At 39.6% G+C, this 24,120-nt stretch carries 20 protein-coding genes; 5 read left to right on the top strand and 15 right to left on the bottom strand.

Features of this window, described 5'->3' with window-relative positions; translation table 11 throughout:
* Position 1 precedes the first annotated feature (1 nt).
* The 12 genes from L1283_RS12430 to L1283_RS12375 all read right to left on the bottom strand — a co-directional run bounded on the left by L1283_RS12430 (position 2) and on the right by L1283_RS12375 (position 12,893).
* Positions 2-607 carry a DUF4254 domain-containing protein gene (locus L1283_RS12430; protein ID WP_286732955.1) on the bottom strand — a complete coding sequence of 202 codons (606 nt, stop codon included), beginning with the start codon at positions 605-607 and terminating at the stop codon, positions 2-4.
* A 208-nt stretch (positions 608-815) separates the two neighbouring features.
* Entirely contained in the window at positions 816-2,294 is a 1,479-nt protein-coding gene (locus tag L1283_RS12425; protein ID WP_429626134.1) for an NADH-quinone oxidoreductase subunit N, read from the bottom strand.
* 5 nt (positions 2,295-2,299) lie between these two features.
* Positions 2,300-3,901 carry a complex I subunit 4 family protein gene (locus tag L1283_RS12420; protein WP_286732951.1) on the bottom strand — a complete coding sequence of 534 codons (1,602 nt, stop codon included), beginning with the start codon at positions 3,899-3,901 and terminating at the stop codon, positions 2,300-2,302.
* A 3-nt stretch (positions 3,902-3,904) separates the two neighbouring features.
* Positions 3,905-5,959, bottom strand: a complete 2,055-nt coding sequence (locus L1283_RS12415) for an NADH-quinone oxidoreductase subunit L (RefSeq protein ID WP_429626132.1) — start codon at positions 5,957-5,959, stop codon at positions 3,905-3,907.
* A 3-nt stretch (positions 5,960-5,962) separates the two neighbouring features.
* Positions 5,963-6,271, bottom strand: a complete 309-nt coding sequence (gene nuoK / locus L1283_RS12410; RefSeq protein ID WP_075994232.1) for an NADH-quinone oxidoreductase subunit NuoK — start codon at positions 6,269-6,271, stop codon at positions 5,963-5,965.
* Positions 6,268-6,810, bottom strand: a complete 543-nt coding sequence (locus tag L1283_RS12405) for an NADH-quinone oxidoreductase subunit J family protein (RefSeq protein ID WP_088162988.1) — start codon at positions 6,808-6,810, stop codon at positions 6,268-6,270. Before L1283_RS12405 ends, nuoK begins: the two co-directional genes overlap by 4 nt.
* 3 nt (positions 6,811-6,813) lie before the next feature.
* Complete coding sequence (locus L1283_RS12400) at positions 6,814-7,377, bottom strand: NuoI/complex I 23 kDa subunit family protein (protein ID WP_046672765.1); 564 nt, start codon at positions 7,375-7,377, stop codon at positions 6,814-6,816.
* A 3-nt stretch (positions 7,378-7,380) separates the two neighbouring features.
* Complete coding sequence (gene nuoH / locus L1283_RS12395; RefSeq protein WP_088162987.1) at positions 7,381-8,454, bottom strand: NADH-quinone oxidoreductase subunit NuoH; 1,074 nt, start codon at positions 8,452-8,454, stop codon at positions 7,381-7,383.
* Positions 8,455-8,704: 250 nt separating this feature from the next.
* Complete coding sequence (locus tag L1283_RS12390) at positions 8,705-9,991, bottom strand: citrate synthase (RefSeq protein ID WP_075994228.1); 1,287 nt, start codon at positions 9,989-9,991, stop codon at positions 8,705-8,707.
* 191 nt (positions 9,992-10,182) lie between these two features.
* Positions 10,183-10,428: a hypothetical protein gene (locus L1283_RS12385; protein WP_120333696.1), complete on the bottom strand. Its 246-nt coding sequence runs from the start codon at positions 10,426-10,428 to the stop codon at positions 10,183-10,185.
* An 81-nt stretch (positions 10,429-10,509) separates the two neighbouring features.
* Positions 10,510-11,517, bottom strand: a complete 1,008-nt coding sequence (locus tag L1283_RS12380; RefSeq protein WP_429626130.1) for an SPFH domain-containing protein — start codon at positions 11,515-11,517, stop codon at positions 10,510-10,512.
* Between the two features lie 5 nt (positions 11,518-11,522).
* The gene (locus L1283_RS12375; RefSeq protein WP_429626129.1) at positions 11,523-12,893 is read right to left on the bottom strand and encodes a hypothetical protein; all 1,371 of its coding nucleotides are present in this window, start codon (positions 12,891-12,893) and stop codon (positions 11,523-11,525) included.
* A 337-nt stretch (positions 12,894-13,230) separates the two neighbouring features.
* Here L1283_RS12375 and L1283_RS12370 point away from each other — a divergent pair, with 337 nt between their 5' ends.
* The 3 genes from L1283_RS12370 (at position 13,231) to L1283_RS12360 (ending at position 15,768) form a co-directional block, all read left to right on the top strand.
* Complete coding sequence (locus tag L1283_RS12370) at positions 13,231-13,593, top strand: BlaI/MecI/CopY family transcriptional regulator (protein WP_075994224.1); 363 nt, start codon at positions 13,231-13,233, stop codon at positions 13,591-13,593.
* A gap of 4 nt (positions 13,594-13,597) precedes the next feature.
* Positions 13,598-15,382: a M56 family metallopeptidase gene (locus tag L1283_RS12365; protein WP_145329401.1), complete on the top strand. Its 1,785-nt coding sequence runs from the start codon at positions 13,598-13,600 to the stop codon at positions 15,380-15,382.
* A 182-nt stretch (positions 15,383-15,564) separates the two neighbouring features.
* Positions 15,565-15,768 carry a hypothetical protein gene (locus L1283_RS12360; RefSeq protein WP_088162982.1) on the top strand — a complete coding sequence of 68 codons (204 nt, stop codon included), beginning with the start codon at positions 15,565-15,567 and terminating at the stop codon, positions 15,766-15,768.
* Between the two features lie 266 nt (positions 15,769-16,034).
* Here L1283_RS12360 and pth read toward each other — a convergent pair whose 3' ends face one another.
* The 3 genes from pth to L1283_RS12345 form a co-directional block, all read right to left on the bottom strand.
* Complete coding sequence (gene pth / locus L1283_RS12355) at positions 16,035-16,598, bottom strand: aminoacyl-tRNA hydrolase (protein ID WP_075994222.1); 564 nt, start codon at positions 16,596-16,598, stop codon at positions 16,035-16,037.
* An 82-nt stretch (positions 16,599-16,680) separates the two neighbouring features.
* Complete coding sequence (locus L1283_RS12350) at positions 16,681-17,277, bottom strand: 50S ribosomal protein L25/general stress protein Ctc (RefSeq protein WP_075994221.1); 597 nt, start codon at positions 17,275-17,277, stop codon at positions 16,681-16,683.
* 493 nt (positions 17,278-17,770) lie between these two features.
* Positions 17,771-18,727: a ribose-phosphate pyrophosphokinase gene (locus L1283_RS12345; RefSeq protein ID WP_046672755.1), complete on the bottom strand. Its 957-nt coding sequence runs from the start codon at positions 18,725-18,727 to the stop codon at positions 17,771-17,773.
* Positions 18,728-19,529: 802 nt separating this feature from the next.
* On the opposite strand from L1283_RS12345, the gene L1283_RS12340 reads away from it, so the two are divergent.
* Entirely contained in the window at positions 19,530-22,544 is a 3,015-nt protein-coding gene (locus tag L1283_RS12340) for a glycosyltransferase family 117 protein (protein WP_088162981.1), read from the top strand.
* A gap of 148 nt (positions 22,545-22,692) precedes the next feature.
* Positions 22,693-24,093, top strand: coding sequence for an APC family permease (locus L1283_RS12335; protein ID WP_232475619.1), 1,401 nt, complete (start codon positions 22,693-22,695; stop codon positions 24,091-24,093).
* Positions 24,094-24,120: the final 27 nt, after the last annotated feature.

Raw genomic sequence — 24,120 nt, 5'->3', positions numbered from 1 at the left:
TTTATTTTCCTGATGAATATAAGACAGGGTTCAATGAAGGGTCGTTATACATTTTCATCTGTTTATAAACCTTCATGTATTTATCGCCAGATGCAATGGCGGTCATCAATTCATCAATACTTTTGGACAAATCTTTCCTTTGTTCCAATAAAACGTTCAGTTTTTCTTGGCAGGAAATGATATGTGCTTCGGAAGCATCTGTGCGCAATGTTTCCTGTTCCATGTGGTAGATTTTTAACGCCAGAATGGAAAGCCTATCAATAGCCCATGCCGGACTTTCAGTATTGATTGTTGCTGTAGGACTCGCCTGTATATCTTGAAATTTTTGTAGAAAATAACTATCAATATACTCTACGGTATCTGTGCGGTACTGATTGGATTCATCAATACGTCTTTTCCAGTATAAGCCTTCTTGGGGTTCAATCGAGGGATTACGTACCACATCTTCCATATGCCATTGCACGGTGTCAATCCAGCATTTTAAATAGAGAAGATGTTCCAGGGATTGTTTGTCATACGGATTTTGGATTGGATGATCAATCTGATCGTATACGTGGTAATCCTGGATAGCACGCTGAAAAATTGGATTTGCTATTGCACTAATCATGGTACAAACTTAGATAAATTGCTTTTTATATGCAATTTAATTGCGCTTTACATAAAAAACAATTTATCGGTCTCTCCTCAACCATAGATAATACTTTTATTGAGGAAATATAAAATATATTATGGAGTTATTCTTACTATTCAACGCAGACATTAAGGGAATGAATTGGACGATAGAATTATTTAAAATGAAAGAAGTTTCCTGTTTTCTAGAATGCCGAAAGTAATAAATCGGGAAAGATACCTAAGATCAATACGGCTACGGTACATAAGATTCCAATACACAAGAGTACCCTATTGAACTTCACTGCTGGAGATCCCGTATTTTCTCTTAAAAATGCATTCAGTGGTATTTTAAAATAATAAAATAGGGAAATGACAGATGTCAATGCACCAACTAGGAGCAATGCCAATAAACCAAAGGATTGGAAGTTTTGGTATTGTTCGAACACTTTGGAAAAGACCAAAAGTTTTCCAACAAAACCTGCAGTAGGGGGTAGCCCCACCAAAGCGATTAAAACAATTGAAAAGGAGGTGAACAGCAGTGGGTACTGCTTTCCTAAGCCGCGATACGATTCAATTGAAGTATTTCCTAAACTAGCTTCCAGAGCATCAATAAAGATGAATACCGCAATATTCATCAAAGCGTATATGGAAAGGTAAAATAAGAGCACATTTGACTCATTATTTTGATAAACCAATACAGCCATGAGAAGTATCCCCGTATGCCCTATAGAAGAATAGGCCATCATCCTTTTGGCATCCTGTTGGCGCAAAGCGGCTAAATTACCAATTAGCATCGTTGCAATGGCGATCGCAATAATCACATAAGTCAAGAAATCACTAAAATAAAAGGACACGTTAAGCCAGGCTGAAAGTATCTTGGATAATAGCACAACAACAGCAATTTTTGGTACTGTAGCGAGATAGGTTGTAATCACTGTTGGGGCGCCTTGGTAAACATCCGGACTCCAGACATGAAAAGGGAAAAAACTCAGTTTGAAACCAATACCTGTCAGTAAAAATAGTAAAGCAATGCTGATCATGATCTGGGGTGCTTCCATCAAGCCAGCAATGTGACTTGGAGCGTCAAAATTCAGGTTTCCCGTGAAACCGTATAGTAAAGACAAACCATAGAGCATAACCGCAGCACAGATGGATCCGAACAGTACATATTTTAAAGCAGCTTCCGATTGAACTTTTGTTGAAGAGAAATAGCCAACCATAATATAGGAGCTGATTGAAACTGTTTCCACTGCAATAAAGATCATCAACCAGTTACTCGACATAGTCAGCAGGTTCAAGCCAAGGGTTGCGGTCAGTAGTACGGCGTATAGGTCACCTAAAGGGCGGTCTTGATGGCGTTGTTGAATGAATATACAAATGAAAATTGTTGACAACAGGATAATCAAACGTGCGGCTACAGCAAATGCATCAATATGGATCATATCAAAGAAGCCTGTTGCCTCTACCTTACTGAGTCCCTGGCCCACAAGATAACAACCACTGAGCAATAGCCCAATGAGGGTGACGACAAAAGAGGTATGCTTCCAGTGTTTGTCAATAAAAAGACTAGCGAGGATAGTACCAATAAAAGTGACGATCAATGTCAGTTCAGGCTTAAAATAAGGAATGCTTACGATAATCTGATCGATGAAAGAACTGATATATGGACTGAATGCGAGCATGCGAATTAAATAAATTGTTGGATAAAACTCACGAGATTCAGAACACTAGCGTTTAGATAGTTAAATACTAATGCCGGCATAACTCCAAGTAACAAGGCGAGCGCTAGGGTAGGAAATAAGATGATCTGTTCACGTGAATTTAGGTCTGTAAGTGCATTACTCCAAGATTCACCACCTTTTAATCGAATTTGTCCAAAGAACATACGTTGCAGTGTCCAAAGTAGATAGGCTGCACTTAATAGGATACCTATGGATCCCGCAAGTGCCATCCAGCGCGGTAACCCGGTTCCTATACTCGCTGCATTGAAGGAACCGATAATGACAAAGGCTTCGCCAATAAAGGCTGAAAAGCCGGGCAGGCCCAGGGATGCAAAAAATGCGACAGCGACATAACCTGTGTATTTAGGCATAATTTGAGCTAAGCCACGGAAACTATAGATATTTCTGTCATGTACTCGGTCATAGACCACGCCAACAAGGAAAAAGAGTGCCGCTGATAAGAATCCATGGGAAATCATCTGAAACATGGCGCCAGAAATACCTTCGGCAGTCAGCGATGCAATACCAAGTAGTACAAAACCCATATGAGAGACCGATGAATAAGCAATCATTCGTTTCAGGTCTTTTTGTGATAAGGCATTCAAGGCACCATAAATAATGGATACAACGCCGATTAATCCAAGCCACCAATTGGATAAGGCTGCCATATCGGGAAAGATGCTATAACAGATACGGATGATACCGTAACCACCAATTTTCAGGAGGATACCGGCAAGAATAATAGATACGGGTGTCGGCGCTTCAACGTGCGCATCCGGTAGCCAAGTATGTAGGGGAACAATGGGTACTTTAATGGCAAAGGCAAAGAAAAGCACAATGAAACCGATCAGTCGAGCCGAAACACCCAAAATTTCCTGGTAACCCTCCCAGCCGAAAATAGAACCCTCAAGATAATTCTGTGGATTCATCATATAGATCATGTTGAAAGTATGTGCTCCAGTCAAAGGGTTGATTACTGAAAAATACAATCCTACGATAATCAACAACATAAATACAGACCCGAATAGGGTATATAGAAAGAATTTTATGGCTGCGTATTCGCGTCTTGCACCACCCCAGATACCGATCAAGAAGTAGAGAGGCAGTAACATGACTTCATAAAACAAATAGAATAGGAAGAAATCCAATGCGCAGAAAATCCCCATAACGGCCATATTAAGTACCATGAGCAAGGCAAAGTATCCCTTCGGACTTTTCTGGATATTCCAAGAGGCGCCTATAGCCATCAGCATAACAAAAGCACTCAGCAATAACAAGGGCATGGAGATCCCATCAATACCAATAAGATAATCGATCTCTAATTTACCTATTGATCCTAAATCTAATCGGATCCAGGAAAGTTGCTCAACAAATTGATAGCCCGCCAGATCTTGGACTCCTGTTTTGCTTGCATCAAATTGTGCATAACATATTCCGGCCAGTACAAATTGAATTGCTGTGAATGCTAAAGCAATATATTTGTAACTCGATTTATATCGTGTTGGTAGGGCGAGAATGAGCGCCGTAGCCAATAGCGGTAAAAATATCAATAAGGATAAAATAGGCATTTCCTAAAAAAATATAAGATAAATTAAACCAAGTAAAACTAATAAAAAGACGGAATACAATGTTGTCTGTAGCTTTCCATTTTGGACCAGGCGAACCTGATTGCCTGTCCAATAGGCTACAGTAGCAACCGTATTAACAAAACCATCTACAATATATTTGTCTATCCAAACACTTAGCTGAGAAAGGGATAAGACGATAAACTGAATCAAAGAAACGAAAGCGTCAACGATATGACGGTCAAACCAATAGCAGAACTGTGCTAATTTTAATGTGCCATTAACAAAGACTGCTTGGTAAAACTCATTGATATACCCCTGGTTGAAAGCGGCTTTTAATGCCTGGCTATCGGGGTTCAACGGGTATTTATTCTGTACATACCATTTCCAGCCAATGATCCAGCCAATAGCAGAACCAAGAAGCAGTATTGCTGGGATAATAAGGTGCGCACTATGGCTTGGTGCAAAAGTATATTCATCCAATAATAGGCCGTCCATCAACCAGGAATCGTGATACGAAAACGGATTGAAAGAAAACAGTGGAAATAAGCAGAACAGTCCCAAAACAAACATGGGGATCAACATGGTCTTTGGTGCTTCATGTAGCGGTTGATCATGTAGTTTGCCCTGAAGTTGTTTCAACAGTCTGAACTCCCCAAAAAAGGCTTTGAACAGCAAACGACCGATGTAGAAAGCCGTTAAAATACTCACCAGAATCAAACTTATGGGGATGATAAGGTATAAGTTACCTTTTGAAATAGCCCATTCAAAGGAAGAGATAACGATACTATCTTTGGATAGATAACCTGAAGTCAAAGGGAATCCTGCAAGTGCTAGCGAAGCTATGCTCATCAGCACGAAGGTCTTTGGCATATATTGACGTAGCCCGCCCATATTCCGTAAATCCTGTGGGTCAAAGTCCAGGTGGCTATGTTCTTTAAGATGGGCCATTTCATGAATGACAGCTCCGGCAGAAAGAAACAACAGACACTTAAAGAAGGCATGGGTCGTTAGGTGAAATAGTGCAGCATCCCATGTTCCAATGCCAATGCCAACCATCATAAAACCTAACTGCGATATGGTCGAAAAGGCAAGAATACGTTTGATGTCGTATTGGCCAAGCGCGAAGTATGCGGCCAAAGCAGCGGTTATTGTACCAATGATGGCAATAAATAATAAGGCAGATTCATTAAATAATGGAAATACAGTAGCCAGCAGGAATACACCAGCAGCAACCATTGTCGCGGCGTGAATCAGCGAGGATACGGATGTAGGGCCTTCCATGGCATCAGGAAGCCATACATGTAATGGAAATTGTGCGGATTTAGCCATAGCTGCCAAGAAGAAGGCTAATCCAGCAATGGTAAGCCAAATCTGAGGTAAGCTATTGACTGGAGATATCCATAATCCTTGGGCGATTGTGGATTGATAAATTAAGCCATTGTCCCCAAATAGATCGATTAAATTGAGGGTTTTGAACTGTGTAAATAGGATCGCAAGACCAATTAGAAAACCGAGGTCGCCGATGCGATTGACCAAAAATGCCTTTTTATTGGCTTGTACAGCTGTCTCACGTGTGAACCAGAAGCCGATGAGGAGATACGATGCAAAACCGACCAATTCCCAAAAAACATACATCAACAGGAGGCTATCCATAATGACCAATCCCAACATCGCAAAACAGAATAAGCTGAGATACATCCAATAGCGGTGAATACCTGTATCGCCATGCATATAGGCTCTGGAGTATATATGTACGGGTAAGGCAACAGTCGGTACCAAAAAAAGCATCAAAGTGCTCAAATTGTTCAGCAGGATACCAACTTTAAATGACGTTTCACCGATGGTGAACCAATTTACCTGAATTGATACCGCCGGATTATTCCATATGGAGAACCAGGTTAAGCCGCCAGCGATAAAGCTGAGGATGATGGCCGTGAGAGAAACAAGGCCGGACTGGTCGCGTTTACCTACTAGTGCTTGATATATGAATGCCGCTAATGGTGCTACCAAAGTAAGCAGCGCGGTCAGAAGGGGCGATATGTGAACAAATTGATCCAATGCTTACTTGTCTTTTAATTGGTTTATCTCATCCGGATTAATGGTTTTGTAATGTCTATAAACATTTAATACGATAGCCAATCCAACAGCGACTGCGGCCGCAGCAAGAACGATGGCAAATAATGCAAAAATTTGCCCACCATAACTCAATTTATCATATTTTCCAAAAGCAACAAAGTTCAGGATAGCGGCATTGATCATCAACTCAATACCGACCAAAATCATAATTGCATTTTTCTTGGAAAGAACGGTATAAAGACCAATGCAAAAGATGCAGGCACTGACAACTAAAAAATGCGTCAGCGTAATCATATTGTACGCTCCTTTCTGGATAAATGTGAGGCTCCTATCAAGGCCATCATCAAAAACACGGATATGATTTCAAATGGCAATACATAAAAAGTCATAAAACGTAATCCGATCTGATGAATATTATTGTCTGTTGCGACAATCTCGGTGTTATTTTCCCTAGCTTGTAAAATCCACGTAGAAGGGGCTTGTTGCCATTCAATAATGCCGTATAGCATGAGTAATAGGAAGCCAAGCACTACTGGAATAGTCTGCCATTTGGGTATGCTTAAGAATGAACCGCTACTATCTTGAAGATCTTTTAAAAGCTCTTTATTGGAAAGCATAAAGGCAAATAACATCAATATGAGCACGCCGCCAACATAAACCATAATTTGTGTAATGGCCACAAAATCGGCTAAAGCAAATAGGTAAAGTCCTGCCATTGCAAATAGCACAATAAAAAACAGGAATAAAGCACGTGCAATATTTTTAAGATTGACGAGCAAAAGTGCTGAACCGATTGCTAGGGTAGCAAAGGCATAGAATAAAATACTTTCCATCTTTTATTTTTGCTTTGCTGCCTCCTTTTCAGCTTGAAACTTGGTCCATTCTGCTTTACGTTGTGCGACCTCGCTATCGGTCATATCTGAGAAACCATAGATAAGATCAGTCAGTTTTTGTGAGCTGCGGTCATATTCGTTGGTCATGGTAATACATTCTGTCGGACATACGACAGTACATAGCCCGCAATACATACATTTGGCCATGTCAATGTTGAATTTGGCCGGGTATAGTCTTTTAACGCTACCATCGGAGGTTTTTCCAATCGCTTCTGGTGATTTGATGGCTTCGATTTCGATGCAGTCGACAGGACAAGCCTTTGCGCATAAATCACATACAATACAGTCCTCGATATCGACTTGCAGCTGATAGCGGGCAACCTCGGGGATAGGCATTTTTTCACGCGGGTATTGTACCGTGACAATACCTTCCTGCTGATCAAAGTAGTTATCCTTTTTGATATTTAATTCCGTTCGCGAACGTCGGGCACCAAACAAGTGTTTAACAGTCAAAGATAAACCCTTGATTGCCGTACGAAATGCATGCGAAGCCGTTTTAAATATCATATCCTATGCTATAACTAAAATTCGCCAAATTGCAGAAATGGCCATACAAAGAAAAGCCAGCGGCGTCAATACTTTCCAACATAAACTCATCAGTTGATCTGCACGCAACCGTGGTAATGTCCATCGAATCCACATTTGGATACCAACAATAAATAATGATTTGGCTAAGGTCCAAAATATTCCCCACACTAAGCCTGTGGTCCAATCGGCCAAACGTATTGCACCTATGTTTGGTAACGGTGTATTCCAAGCTCCTAAGAAGAGAACAACCCCCAACATCGATACCAAAAACATCATGGCATACTCCGCCAAAAAGATAAAGGCAAATTGTATCCCGCCATATTCTGTATGGAAGCCACCGACCAATTCAGATTCGGCTTCCGGGATATCAAAGGGAGCACGATTACACTCGGCAAGGGTTGCGATAAAGAATATGATGTAGGTGATAATCAAATGTGGAGCCTGAAAAATATTCCAGGCGAAGAGCCCCCCAATCTCATTGACTTCCCAAAGACCCAAGAGTTTAATGCTTCCATTGGTTAGGATGCCCTGTCCAATAGCGATTTCATTCAAATTTAGGGTTTGGGTTAGCATAACGACCGTAATTAGGGAGAGGCCTACCGGAATTTCATAAGACACCATCTGTGCTATGGCACGCATGGATCCTAATAAAGAATATTTGTTGTTAGATCCCCAGCCAGCCATTAAAATGCCCAAAGCATCAATGGAGATGATGGCCATTATGAAGAACAGACCCGTATGCGTATCCGCTGGAATAAAATCTTTGGCCCAGGGAATAACGGCAAAACCTGTAAATACAGCAACGAAAATAACGATAGGAGCAACTCTAAAGAGAATCTTATCGGCTGATGAGGGGGTAATTAATTCTTTTTGTAATAATTTGAGAATGTCGGCGATCGTTTGGAGACTGCCGTACTTCCCTGTTTCCATCGGTCCTAGACGATCCTGTACAAATCCCGCGATCTTTCGCTCGGCATATACTGCAAACAAGGTGAAAGCTGCTATAAAGGTGAAAATAGCAATGGGAACCAAGATATGTAGTATTGTTTCTAACAAGTCTTATTTATAATGATTTTTAATAAGAGACCAATGAATACGCAAACTTAACGAAAAACAGGGAATTTAGATAAGGAAAAATTAAAATATACTTAACAAGTAGATTATCGTGACAATAGCGTAACGACAAGTAATCATATCTTGTTCGAGTAGGTGGTTTCGGACAGCTGTAATGCCATCCATGTTAGCTCGGATGAAAATAAAAAAGCACCCCGAGGGATGCTTTTTTAGGATATAAATCGAAATCGGATTAACGATTTGAAAATTCAACGTAGTCGCGTTCTGTGTGGCCAACGTATACTTGTCTAGGACGACCGATAGGCTCTTTGTTTTCGCGCATTTCTTTCCATTGTGCAATCCATCCCGGTAGACGGCCTAAAGCAAATAATACCGTAAACATATCTGCTTTGAAACCTAATGCACGGTAGATGATACCTGAATAGAAGTCAACATTTGGATAAAGTTTTCTGTCGATGAAATATTGGTCATTCAATGCTGCTTCTTCAAGCTTTTTAGCGATATCCAATACCGGATCTTGAACGCCTAATTTCTCCAAGATATCATCACATGCTTTTTTGATGATCTTAGCACGAGGGTCGAAGTTTTTATAAACGCGGTGACCGAATCCCATTAGACGGAAAGGGTCGTTTTTGTCTTTTGCTTTAGCAAGATATTTTTCAGCATCACCACCATCATTTTTAATGGCCTCCAACATCTCGATTACGGCTTGGTTTGCACCACCATGTAACGGTCCCCATAATGCATTGATACCCGATGCAACAGATGCATAAAGGTTTGCATTGGATGAACCAACGATGCGAACAGTAGATGTTGAACAGTTTTGCTCGTGATCAGCATGTAAAATCAACAATTTGTGCATGGCATCAATTACGACTGGATCGAATGTTTTTTCATCGTTAACTTCTCCGAATAACATGTTTAGGAAGTTGTCAATGTAACCAAGGTTATTTTTTGGATAAACAACAGGATGACCTAATGATTTCTTTTGAATCCAAGAAACGATTGTTGGCATTTTTGCCAAAAGATTGATGATCGTTTGATCTTCTTCTTCGTCTGTTAAGTTTGGATTTAAAGATTCTGGATAAAATGCCGACAATGCACCTACTAAACACGAAAGTTGGCCCATTGGGTGAGATTTGGATGGGAATCCAGCGAAGAAGTTTTTCATATCTTCGTGAATCATCATTTGCTTTTTGATGTCAGCTCTGAATTTTTCCAATACCTCTTTTTTTGGAAGCTCTCCATAAATCAACAAATAAGCAACTTCCAAGAAAGTCGATTTCTCTGCCAATTGTTCAATTGGATATCCTCTATATCTCAATATGCCTTTTTCACCATCAAGGAAAGTAATCGCACTTTTCGTTGCACCTGTATTTTTGTATCCTGGGTCTAACGTAATAAATCCGCTTAGATCTCTTAATTTGGAAATATCAACTGCTTTTTCATTTTCAGTACCGACAATGACCGGAAGGTCATACGAAGTGCCGTCTAAATTTATAGATGCTTTATCTGACATGTTTATATATTATCTTATATCTGATTTGTTATGCTAATCTCACAAATTTAACTATTTGATATTTAAAATTGAAAGTTCTTTTGGAATTAAAATGACATGATTGCGTCATTTTGGATAATATTCACTAATTATTTACTTAAATAAGCAAATAATTTATTCAAATTTAACATTATCTTATTTTGCAAAAAATATCAATCTATTTTTCTTTGCGCAACCTTTCCTTTGTCTTCGTAGTTGCCCTGTTTACCCGATCCGAAAAAAGGTAGTATGACAAAGCATACCAGAATAATGGACGTTAGTGTCAGAATTCCTGTAGTCCACAATATTTTGCTGAAGTTCTCTGCATCCAATAGCTTAATGCCCCAAAGCCCCAGTAGGAAATAGGTGGCAACGAAAAGTATCACCAAGGTGAATAATATACCGAATATGTATTTCATAGCTGAATTAATTTATGTGTTATGAATTGATTCACCTCGGTATAATTGAGCTGAATCGTGATATGAATATCCCCGTATGCATTATATTTTATTGAGGATCTGTTTTTTGAGCGTATCGAATTCTTCTTGGGTAATGATGTTTTCACGGAGCAGCAGCTGCAGCTTTTGAAGTTTCTCGACAAAGTCGCCCTCTTGCTGGATATGATCTTTGATTTCCTCTTTTTGAAGGTCAAACTGTTTTCCGAGTTCCATACCGACACCCAGTTGTGCGCCTACACCCGCGATTCCCCCTTCATTTTTAGCGGCATCACGGAGCGCACGTAGTTTTTCCAGTTCAACATAGCTCAGACCTGCCTGTTGCGCCGCTTGGTTTTGGGTGGTCAAATCTGCGATTTCTCCGATTCTTCGTTGAGTATTGGCGTCAAATTGAGTTCCTAAGATTTTGAAATCCGTAACATCGAGCCCAAGATCCTTAAAGTCTTGTTCAACTGCAGTTTTGATATCGCTGGATAGCAGCCCCAGTTGGCTGTCAATCTCATTATAACCTAGTTTCTTTTGTGCAATCTGCGCAATAATTTGTTGTGGGATCCGATTATTGATGATGTCTTGAATGACAGCTGTGTTGACCGTATTTTGATTAGCTACAATGTTTTTATAGAAATGCACTGGTTCCTTGATCAGGTAAGAGAATGTACCATTCAAGCCGATTTCTATTGGTAAATTGTAATGGGGGTCGATATATTTAATAGGTGTTCCGGTTCCCCAGGATTGATTGACGATAGCGGCCGTACGAAAAAAGTAGATGTAAAGCTTATGTTCGGATTCAAAATTCTGCCGTAAACGCGCTAAAGTGGTAAAGAATGGATGGTTGTCCGTTTTGAGGTTGTATGTTCCCGGTTCGGTCAGCAGGTTTTCACCTTTTCCTTCATAGACAAGGATGCAGCCCTGCCCTGGAGCGAGGATCAGCTTGCTGGAATTTTTGATCTCGTTCCTTTCGGATGGGAATTTATACCACAATAATTGAGGGGCTTGGTTTTTCCACTCGATGACTTCAGAAAGCTGGTTGTTAAAAAGATTAAATAGTCCCATAGTGTTTAATTTAGTGTGTCGAATTTGGGGTTATACCCTTCAAACTTGTTGATTTGTTTGCCGCTATTATCAAAATAATAATAGTCGCTGGCTCCCTTTATGATAAAACCATCTTTGAGGAGGCTCCCATTTCCATACATGGATTTAAGATCTGTGGTCACTGTTTTTTGTATAGCGCCAGTTGTTACATCCAATAGTTGGATCTGGAAAGGATCGTCTTCGGCAGGCGTTGGTTTATACGCAATGAGTAGCGTTTTGTCATTCTGCGCAATGATTACAGGCTGAAAGTAAAGTCTTCCTGGCGTAAAGTCCTTGAAGCTAATCAGACGGGCGCCCTTAAATTGCCATGGATTAATCAATACCTTTTTATAAGGATCGCGGTCGGTGAATATGCCCGATCCGCCGTAGTCTTTATCCCAGGAAAAGCGCGGGCTATCTTTTGGGAATCCATATTGATATTGATAACTGTACTGGATTAACTGGATTTTTTCTTCTGGATAATAACTGGATTTACTTGAGAAGGTAAATTCCGTTTTTGTAGTTGGGTTGGGAAGCTTTTTCCTTCTTTCGTCGTACAGCTGTTTGTCGGGAATAGATTTGTTAATCAAAGGATAATAAGCCAGGTTTTGGCCTTCATTGTTGACAATTTGATAGGCTGAGCCATAGTCTTCGTATTTAAATTCAACTTTGGCGATGCCTGTGCTTAAAGATGGCGCATCTTTTACATAGTTCTCTAGGACACTTTTATACGTGAGTGTATTTCTGTCCAGCTGATAAATGTATTTGGATTTGACGATGATATATAGATTATGGTCTTCAAATACCTGAAGTTTGACGTCGCTGCTTGATAGTTCGACGGGAGTTTCCATCAAAGCCTTTACCCATTCTTTTTTACCCGTTTTGGGATCGAAGAGCCCAATATAAACCTTATTGTCCTTGTTTTCGTCCATTCGTTTTCTGAAGGTTCCGACGTTGCCGACAACAACAACATGTGGCGTATTATCTTTATCCAAAAATAGCGTGTTGCTTGCGTAGTTCCATTCGAGAGGTTCTGCCTCTTCTTTTTTCTCTGCTGTATTGGAAGTGCTGTAAGTTGAATAATCGGGCGCTGGCTTTTTGGAGAAAATAGCACTTAGGGCTCCAATGATAAACATAAGCGCAATAAAGCCCACAACAGCAAATAATACAATCCGTATGGCTTTATATTGATCTTGGTTGTTGCGTGGGTAGTTATAGTTGTGGTTGATATTGATGTCATCACTATCCAGAAAAAATTCTGTTCCACAGCTATCACATTTGTAATAATCGGGGCGTAATGTGGTGATTTTTATACTGCCACAATGCGGACATTTGATCGCTTTGATATTTTTAGCCATTGATCTTTCTTGTATTTGTTTTAAACCATCTCCTTTCGGAGTGAACGGTGCGACTGATTGCTATCAATTTTACACAGTGGAAATTCCTGTTTTTTCAATTGATGAAGCGATTTATGAATGAATTTAGAATTAAAATAAACGTATTGCAAATTTTCTGCCAGCTAACTTATATTCGTCGGATTTGAGTTTAAATACGCAAGAAATGAGCCACTTCTTTTTTTAGAGGGGTGAGGAAGGTCTTATTTTGGGAGAGATCCGTAAAGGAAAGAAAAAATATTTTTTGTATTTACGAATTATTCGTAGATTAGTGATAGATTAGAAACAGGAAGATAAAGACATGGAAAAATTAACAGCACAGGAAGAGCAGGCAATGCAATCTATTTGGAGCCTCAATGGAGGTTTTATAAAAGAGATCTTGGATAATGTAAAAGGCGAGAAGATGCCTTATACGACATTAGCTTCGACAGTAAAGAATCTGGAGCGCAAGGATTTTGTGAAAGCAGTACGCTATGCCAATGCCAAGCGCTATGAGCCGATGGTGAGTGAGGAGGATTATAAGGCCAAGTTTATGAACTCCTTTGTGGGCGATTATTTCAAAAATTCCTATAAAGAGATGGTTTCCTTTTTTGTACAGGAAGAAAAACTGACTGCTGATGAGTTAAAGGAGATCATGGATATGATTAAGCATAATAAATCTTAATGGCATGGAAAGTCTACTAACCTATATTATACAAGTCAACCTGTTGTTGGGTATTATCTATCTGGGATATATCGGACTGTTGAAAGGCTTGACGTTCTATTTTTTAAATAGAGCCTACTTTTTAGTAGGGGGGCTATTTGCTTTTCTGTATCCATTTTTGGATTTAAAGTCTTTGTTTGTACAGCGCGGATTGAATATGGGGGTCGTAGGCGAGCAAATTTCGCTTTATATTATGGAGCCGGAGGTTCAACAGCAGCTGACATTAGGGAGGTTGGTGGAAATCGTATTTATGGCCGGTGCTGTTTTATTGTTATTAAAATTTGTATTTCAATTATTGAGTTTATTGCGAATTCATCTGAATTCGAGGTCCGATCAATGGCGGACTTATCTATTCAGGAATGTGCTTATTCCTATTGTTCCATTTTCGTTTTTGAATAAAATCTATGTCAATAAAGGGCAGCATGTTGATGCTGAACTAAAAGATATTTTTAAGCATGAGGATATTCATGTGAAAGGCCTTCACAGTCTGGATATTTTACTGTTTGAAATGATATTGGTGTGTTGTTGGTACAATCCTTTCGTCTGGCTCATGCGCAGGGCCATTCGCCAAAATTTGGAGTTCCTGACTGATCAACAGGTTCTCGATAAAGGAATTGACAAGCAGACGTACCAATACAGCCTATTGAATGTGTCCAAAAAGGGCACTTCAGTAGGATTGAGCAATCAATTTAATTTTAAACTTTTAAAACGTCGAATTATGATGATGAACAAGAAGCGATCATCGAAAATAGAGCTGAGTAAATACGCCTTTCTTTTACCCGTATTTTTATTGACGGGAGCGGCATTTACGGTAAGTAAAGCGGAGGGAAGTATAGAGGGGGTAGTTGAGAAGGCAAATGAGACTACCTTTATTCAGTTGAACAAGGACTTACAGGTTGATGTTTCTTTGCCAGAAAAGAAGGTGAGTAAGGTAAGTAAGCCTTTGGTGGAAAATTTGTCGGTCAATCAAATGAGCGTAGATACTCTTATCGCGAAATCTCCGGCGGATACGCTTCATTTTCGGGCAAATATGAGATTTGAAAAGGAGCCTCTCTATATTTTGGAAGGTAAGGAGGTAAACTCCACTATTATGGCCGCTATACCAGGTACGGAAATCCAATCGATTGATGTGATTAAAGATAAGGCCGCAGCAATATATGGCGAAAAGGGTAAGAATGGTGTTATTCTTGTTGCATTGAAGAAAAACGGTTCACCTACGGTTACGAATCAGACGCTTACTTTTAATTATGATAAAAAGGACAATGCAGCTAACGCTCCCAAGATGAAGGTGAAAGGAGAGCTTTCGGAAGTTGTTGTAACAGGGTATAAAAAAGAAGATGCGAGCGGAGGCGAACTCAAGGGCCGGGCAGAAGGAGTTGCGGTCTATATGAAGGGACGACCTACAGATCGTGAACCGGGCAAGTTTGGTGCCCGTAGTATTGGTGGGATTAAGGGAGATCCACTATTTGTTGTGGACGGAAAAATTGTCGAAGATAAGAAGTTAAGTGAGTTGGACCCGAATACAATCCATACCTTGTCGATCTTGAAAGATCAAAGTGCTACTGCACTCTATGGTGATCAGGGAAAGGATGGCGTTATTATCATTGTCACCAAAGTCTATGCAAAGGAACATCCTGAAGCATTGTCTTCCGATCTCGAGGACCGTTTGTCAGGAAAAGTGAAAAAAGTAATTAAGACCGAGCTGGATAAAGAAAAAGTTGAAGCGGTTAAGGAAAAACAGGTACATTAATCCGTTCAACTAAAGCTTGACACAAGAAACATACAAGATCGACACAAGGATGACTATACCTAAGCCCTTGCTTAACACAAGGTCGACACAATAAAAGCACAAGAGTTACACAAGAAAAGCCGATTTATTCGGCTTTTCCGTTTGTGGAGTTGTTTTATTAACTTTGTAAAAACGAAAGGGTTATGGCAATATTATCATTTCAAATAGATTCTTCTGAAGTAGAAAAGATTAAAGCAGTACTAAAGGCACTCGGTGGGACAAAAATAAAAATTGAGTCTGAAGATAGATCGTCGAAATTAAATGACCGCGTGAAAGAAGCTAGGGCTGAGAAGAAAAAAGGCGAATTAGTCCAATTGGATAGCAAGAATATATGGGAAAGTATTTAATCCAATATTCGAAAAAAGCGATTAGAGATTTGCAAATGATTAAAAAATCAGGACGTAAATCTGATAGGACAAGAATTGACCTATTTCTCTTGGAAATGGAGGAGAGTCCGAGAATGGGGTCAGGCTCTCCCGAACAATTAAATATTTTGACGGTGAAATTTGGAGTAGGGCGATCAATAAGAAAGATCGCCTTATTTATGAAATTTTTGAAGAAGAGATTGCTGTCGTTGTGATCCAAGCACTGGGGCATTACAACGACAAATAACTTATTTTGTATTCAAATTTGTCATCGTCAGCTCGATGCCGATATTGACAAAACTCTGGATCATTTTAACGGAATGGTCAATTAAAGCCGGTAGTTCAGCTTGTTCCTCTTTGTCAAAAGGGCCAAGTACATAATCCACTTGTCTACCTTTTGGGTAATTGTCTCCAATACCGAAACGTAAGCGCGGATAAACCTGTCCGCCACAAAGCTGTTCAATGGATTTAAGTCCGTTATGACCGGCGCTGCTTCCTTTGGGTTTCATTCGTAGCGAACCAAATGGAATGGCCAGATCATCCACAATCACCAATACATTCTGAATAGGAACTTTGCATTGTTGCATGTAGTAATTGACGGCCTTGCCGCTTAAGTTCATATAGGTCGTGGGTTTAATTACTGTGACGTTGTGGCCTCTTTGCTTAAATTCGCTATAATAGGCTAACTTGAGCAAGGAGAAACTGGCGCCAGCCTGTTTGACAAGCTCGTCGGCAACCATAAAACCTATATTATGCCGTGTATCGGCATATTCACTGCCAATGTTGCCCAATCCAACGATAAGATAATTCATGATGCAAAAATAAAAATTTTAATAAACAAAAAAAGCACCGAATTTCGGTGCTTTCTGTAGTATTTTAAGAATCTTGTTCAGATTATTTTTTACCACCTTTAGATGCTTTCGCTGCTTCTTGTTCAGCTTGACGCAATGCACGAGACATGATTACTGATACGATTGTATCATCAGCATTGTTTAATACTTTTGCGTTTTCCAATTGAATTTGACCTACACGAACTGATTTACCAACTTCTAAAGATTCCATTGGTACAGCAATTTCTTGTGGTAAGTTTGCAGGTAATGCTTTTACGCGTAAATTACGTAATTTTTGAACTAATTTACCCCCCATTTTAACACCTGGAGAAGTTCCTGTTAATTTGATAGGAATATTCAATGATACTTCTTTATCATCAAATAATTCTAAAAAGTCAACGTGCGTAACTAAGTCAGTTAATGGGTGGAATTGTGCGTCTTGAACGATAGCTCTTTTAGTTTGACCTTCAATGTTTAATTCAACAATGATTACGTCTGCAGTGTAAAGAACTGGTTTCAAATCAGCTGCGGATACAGAAAGAGCTGTTTGCTCTGTACCACCGTAAAGTACTGCTGGTACTAAACCTTGGTAACGCAATTCTTTTGCATCTCTTTTCCCTACGTTCTGTCTTACAGAACCGCTAATAGCAATTGATTTCATCTTTTAATTTTTTATAAATTTGAGGTGCAAAGATAATCTAATTTCTGATATTATCAAAAAAATACGACCGCTATTAGTTCGGAAACAGATACTTATTCCAGGTTTTCGATTTTTCCATGTTCATGACTAGGCCTATTCAAGGCTACTTATTTACCCTAAAGTATGACCAAATTAATACCATTTCCTATATTAAAACTGGAATAGGACTCTCTTAGTAGGGGTATAACAGGGGGGTAACAGGGCTTTACCCCTGTTATACCCCTGCTAACCCCCTGTTAACCCCCTGTAAATCCCCTGTTATTGCGGAAGTTGACAACAGTCAATTGCTAACCTATATACGCGATAAAAAGGGCTATTCGCCTATGGTTAAAAGATAAGAACCAAGCGGAAGAGAGAAGGTGGGGTGGTGGCGCAATACAAAAAAAAGACCCTGGTCGTTGAGCTGAATGCTTTCTGTACCAAGGTCCAATATCTAGAATCTAAAACTCAAAGATTATTCTACTTCAAATAAATCGGAGATTGAAGAGTGTTGATTTACACTTGTGATTGCTTTTGCAAATAAATCAGCCGTTGATAATACTTTGATTTTGGTCGATTGTTTTGCTTTTTCTGGATCCAATTGAATGGTATCGGTTACGATCATCTCTGACAAGACCGAGTTTTCAATTGTTTCATATGCCTTTCCGGACAACACAGCATGTGTACAAACGGCTCTTACAGATTTTGCACCATTTTCCATGATCAATGCCGCTGCTTTTGAAAGTGTACCAGCCGTATCACAGATATCATCGATCAAAACCACATCTTGACCAGTTACATCGCCGATAATTGACATTGATTCGATTTCGTTTGCACGTTTACGACGTTTGTCACAGATAATAACTTCTGCATTGAAAAATTTAGCAAAGGTACGTGCTCTGTATGAACCACCCATATCTGGTGAAGCAATCGTTAGATTTGGAAGTTTTAACGATTTGATATAAGGAACAAAAATGATAGAACCATCCAAATGGTCAACAGGGATATCGAAAAAACCTTGGATTTGCGCTGCGTGCAGGTCCATTGTCATGATACGGTGGATACCAGCTGCAGTCAACAGATTGGCGATCATTTTTGCGCCAATAGCAACTCTTGGTTTGTCTTTTCGATCTTGTCTTGCGAAACCAAAGTAAGGGACTACCGCTGTGATATAATGCGCTGAAGCTCTCTTCGCTGCATCTGTCATCAATAATAATTCAAAAAGATTGTCGGTAGGTTGGTTGGTAGATTGGATAATGAATACATCGCTTCCGCGAACTGACTCATTGTAGAAAGGTTGAATCTCACCGTCGCTAAAACGTGACAATGTTTTGTCTCCTAGTGGTTTCCCGTAAGATTGTGCGATTTTTTCGGCTAGTTCTGTAGTGCCAGAACCTGCAAATAGTTTAACCGTGTTGAATTGCAAAGGCATGGTTTTGTATATTTATGTTGGGTTATTGTATTGTCGTTTATTCAATATTTTTATTCCCTTACTGTTTTTTAAAGTTAAACATTAAAAAAAATGGATTGTTTTCACAATCCATATACGCTTAACTTTAAAAGTTGTCCGACCTGGATTCGAACCAAGACAAACAGAACCAAAAACTGTTGTACTACCCTTATACTATCGGACAATGTCTCTAAAAAGTCAACGTTTCCGCTTTTCTCTTTTTGACGACGCAAAGATAGAGATTTGTTTTAAAAATCAAAATGTAAATTTAAAAAAATCTAAACCCTTTTATAAATAATAAGCCTTGCATATAACGCAGAAAAGGCTTGCAGATGCAAGCCTTTTCTATTGTTTGTTGTCCGACCTGGATTCGAACCAAGACAAACAGAACCAAAAACTGTTGTACTACCCTTATACTATCGGACAAACAATTCAAAAGTGATTGCTATCGTGATGATGTCGTTCACATTTGATGATGCAAATATACGGACTATTCTCATTTCTGCAAATAAAAATGAACTTAAAAGTGTATTAGGGCTGATTTTCAAAGAAATAATTTTTGTTTTGATTTGAAAAGATATGCACGCTAAGCTTTTTTATCGAGATGTTGGCCCACAAAAGTACATGCGTGCTTTTGGGAATGCTTTCCTTTCAGCCAATATTGGATCGCGTAATGAAATTTTTTCAATTAATATGTGTTAAAAAATCAGAATAAAGTTCATTTCTTATTAACTTATCCTTATTTTCGAGCCGTATTAATAATACTTTTTACAGTTATCATTTTATGAACTATACTAAAATCAACAATCTTTTAGGATGGATATGTGCGCTAATAGCAACTGTAGCGTATGTCATGACTGCCGAACGATCGACGAGTTGGTGGGACTGTGGCGAGTTTATCGCTTCAGCCTTTAAACTTCAAATTGTGCACCAGCCAGGAGCACCTTTATTCTTAATGATTCAAAATATATTCTCAAACCTTGCTGGTGGAGATGTTACACGAATTGCTTTCTGGATGAACGTAGGATCGGCAGTATGTAGTGGTCTGACCATTTTGTTTTTATTTTGGACAATTACAGCTTTAGCAAAGAAAATCGTTGTAAAAGGTGTTGATGGATCATATACATCCACCGATTTAATCAAAATATTCGGTTCGGGCGCTGTTGGTGCACTGGCTTATGCTTTTACGGATACTTTTTGGTTCTCAGCAGTGGAGTCCGAAGTATATGCCATGTCTTCTTTATGTACAGCCGTCGTATTTTGGGGTATTCTAAAATGGGAAAATCATGCCGATGAAGCTGGTTCGGACCGCTGGTTGATCTTTATCGCTTATGTGATGGGACTTTCTATCGGGGTACACTTATTAAACCTTCTAGTGATTCCGGCAATTGCTTTGGTCATTTATTTTAAACGTTCAAAAACAGTGACATCATCGGGGGCGATCAAAGCTTTCTTAATCGGTGTTGTTGTTTTGGCGCTAATTTTATGGGGTATTATTCAATACACTGTTAAAGCCGCCGCATATTTTGATCTGTTCTTTGTGAATAGTTTGGGCATGGGCTTTGGTACTGGATTTAACTTATTCATGATTTTAGCGGTAGCTCTTTTCGTATATGGTATCTGGTATTCAATCAAAAAGGTAAAACCGATGTTAAATCTGATCTTAATCAGTGCAGCATTTATCATTTTTGGTTATAGTTCCTTTGCCATGATTATGGTGCGCGCCAAGGCAAATCCTACGTTAAATAACAGTGATCCGGATAATGCATTTTCTTTTGTGAGTTATCTTGGACGTGAGCAATATGCCAGTGAGCCGCTTTTGAATGGACCTACATTTGATGCGCAAGTGGTTGATGCCGAGCCTACGTATACGTACAGAAAAGATAAAGACAAGTATACCAAGGTGGAGAACGGCATGGACTATAAATACGATAAAACGATGTTTTTTCCGCGTGTTTATAGCTCAAGAGACCAAAATCATATAGATTATTACCGCGATTACCTAAAGATTCCTGAAGGACAATCGCCAACATTTGGGGATAACTTAAAGTTCTTCTTTAGCTATCAGATCGGACACATGTACGGTCGTTATTTTCTTTGGAACTTTGCTGGTCGTCAAAATGACCAACAAGGACAGGGTTCCTTCACTGAGGGGAACTGGATCTCAGGGGCTAAACCTGTAGACCAGATGCATGTGGGTGGACAAAATGCCATTCCAGATTCATTGAAAACTGATCCTTCAAACAATAAATATTATTTTCTGCCTTTGATCATTGGTTTAATTGGTGCATTCTGGCATTTTGGAAAAAGACAACGTGATGCGGGAATTGTGGGTCTGTTGTTTTTCTTTACAGGATTAGCAATTGTATTATATCTAAATCAAAGTCCACTCCAACCACGTGAACGTGACTATGCGTATGCCGGTTCTTTTTATGCCTTCGCCATCTGGATCGGGCTTGGGGTTTTCGCTATCGCGGATTATTTAAGCAAAAAAGTGGATGGTAAAATAGCGGCCGGTGCTGCTACAGTAGCTTGTTTATTGGGGGCTCCTGTATTGCTGGGTTTCCAAAACTGGGATGATCACGATCGTTCGGAAAAAACGACCGCACGTGATTTAGCGAAAAACTACCTGGCTTCCTGTGCACCAAATGCAATTTTATTTACCTATGGTGATAACGATACCTACCCATTGTGGTATGTGCAAGAAGTTGAAAATTATCGTCCGGATGTTCGGGTCGTAAACTTAAGTTTGTTGAGTTCGGACTGGTATATGCGCCAAATGAAACAAAAAGTAAATCAGGCAGATGGTTTACCGATCAATATCGATGATGAAAAGTTCAAGAAAGGTGTTCGCGAAGTGCTTTATTATCAGGATATGAAAGTTCCAGGACATGTTGATCTGGATTTGATCATGCAGATTTTATTGTCTGACGACCAGAAGAACAAATTGGAATTGAGAGGTGGTAAGTTTGAAAACTTTTTGCCAACCAAAAACTTCAGCCTTCCGGTGAATAAAGAATCTGTTCTGAAAAATAATGTCGTTCCTAAAGCTTGGCAAGAATCTATTGTCGATACCATGAGCTGGACTTACAATAGAAATTATATTTCCAGAGCGGAGTTGTCTATCTTAAATGTGCTGTTAAATAACGATTGGAAACGTCCGATTTATTTTGCGGCAACAGTTCCAAATGATAACTACCTTGGTTTAGATAAATATTTGGTACAAGAGGGCTTTGCGCTGCGCTTGATGCCGATTGCAACTCCTGCCGGGGCCGAAGGTACATTGGTTGATACACAGTCTGCTTATAAAGACATTACCACCAAATACCAATGGGGTAATATGGCACATGCTTCTTACCTGGATCCTGAATCTTACCGCATGATTACCATGATTACAAATACAGTAATGGGTGGTACAGCGACACAGTTGATGATGGAAGGTCATAAGGATGAGGCGCGCAAAGTTGCTGTCGAAACCTTTGAGAAAATGCCAAAACGTGTTTATTTGATGCGCGATATTTTAGGCTATATTCCAATTGTCAATGTGTTGTATGAAACTGGTGAAACGAAGCGTGCAAATGAAATCGTAAACCGTAACCTGAAGTTTATGACGCAAAATATGCGTTGGTATCAGGATATTGCACAAACAAAACCTGAGCTGGAATATTCAAATATCGGTACAGCATTACGTGCTTTGGGTGCCTATAAGAGTATCTTGGCCTCTACCTCGGAAAAACAATTGCTACAGCAAGTGACCGATTTAGAAAAATCGTATAAACAACAGTATGGTGTTGAGTAACAATTAGAGACATCATTTTAACCGAAGGAGCTGCCCTTTACTACAGGTATTCGAAAGGAAATACACTTTTTGATGCGATGTAGGAAAGGGCGGCTTTTTTTTGATTATTTTTTCTTAGCTTAACGCCATATAAAACCAACCTTAAGTTATGATGAAACGTCAATTAAAATTGTGGGATGCAGTGATGCTGGTCATGGGGTCGATGATCGGAAGCGGTATTTTTATTGTATCGAGTGATATGATGCGGCAGCTGGGATCCGGATATTGGTTGGCGATAGTTTGGTTATTGACCGCATTAGCAACTGTTGCGGCGGCAATCTGCTATGGCGAATTGTCGTCTATGTACCCGAAGGCTGGGGGACAATATACCTATCTGACAGAAATATTTGGGAAGCCAATTGGCTTTTTATATGGCTGGAGTTTATTTACAGTCATTCAAACGGGAACGATAGCAGCTGTAGCTGTTGCCTTTGGTAAGTTTACAGCCTACCTTATTCCGCAGCTAAATGATGCAGCACCGCTATTTCAGCGTGGAGAGTTTAAGATTACCTGGATACAGATTGTCGCTATGGGTGTTATTATTCTCCTGACCTTTATCAATACAAGAGGGATCAAGAGTGGAAAAGCTGTTCAATCTTTCTTTACTTCAGCAAAAATTATTGCGCTGGTTTTACTGATTTTAGGTGGTCTGTTCTTGATTAAGGAAAATCATTTTTCAGAAAATATGGCTTATGGCTGGGACTCTTTTCAAAATTTGAAAGGTGCTGGCTGGTCGCAGATCTCTGGGGGCGTACTGATGGGGGCTTTAGCTGCTGCGATGGTAGGTTCGGTATTTAGTAGTGTGGCCTGGGAAAATGTAACGTTTGTTTCCGGAGAGATTGTTAATCCGCAGCGTAATGTTGTTCGGGCATTGGTTATCGGAACAAGCTTGGTGATGTTGCTCTATATAAGTTGTAATTACATTTACCTGGCGGCATTAAATCGAGAGGAAATTGCTTTTGCGGCAAATGATCGTGTTGCCATAGCGGCGGCTGAAAAAATATTAGGCCATAATGGTACAATAGCGATGGCGATTTTGGTTATGATCTCGACCTTTGGTTGTGTTAATGGACTTGCACTGTCCGGAGCGCGTGTTTTTCAGACTATGGCAAAAGATGGATTGTTTCTGAAGCAGGCGATTCCCAATAACAAATATGATGTGCCCGCACGATCGTTATGGCTTCAGGGAATCTGGGCTTCCTTACTTTGCCTAAGTGGGCAATATGGCAATTTACTGGATATGATATCTTTTGTTATTGTCATATTTTATATGATTACAGTACTGGGTGTTATTATTCAACGTATCCGGAGACCGGATTTGGAACGTTCCTACAAAACCTTCCTCTTTCCGATTACACCAATCTTGTACCTGTTGATAGGTGCCGTATTTTGTGTATTATTAATTATCTATAAGCCACAATATACCTGGCCAGGCTTTATACTTGTATTAATCGGTGTACCGGTGTATTTTTTTGCACGGAATAATAAAAGTGCCGAGCTAGATGAATAGTCGCTACCTATAGCATTTCGATGTTAT

Source organism: Sphingobacterium sp. HSC-15S19 (assembly GCF_050433745.1).
Classification (GTDB): domain Bacteria; phylum Bacteroidota; class Bacteroidia; order Sphingobacteriales; family Sphingobacteriaceae; genus Sphingobacterium; species Sphingobacterium siyangense.
Note: the sequence above shows the minus strand (reverse complement) of the source record. Positions and strands in the feature narration are given on the sequence as shown.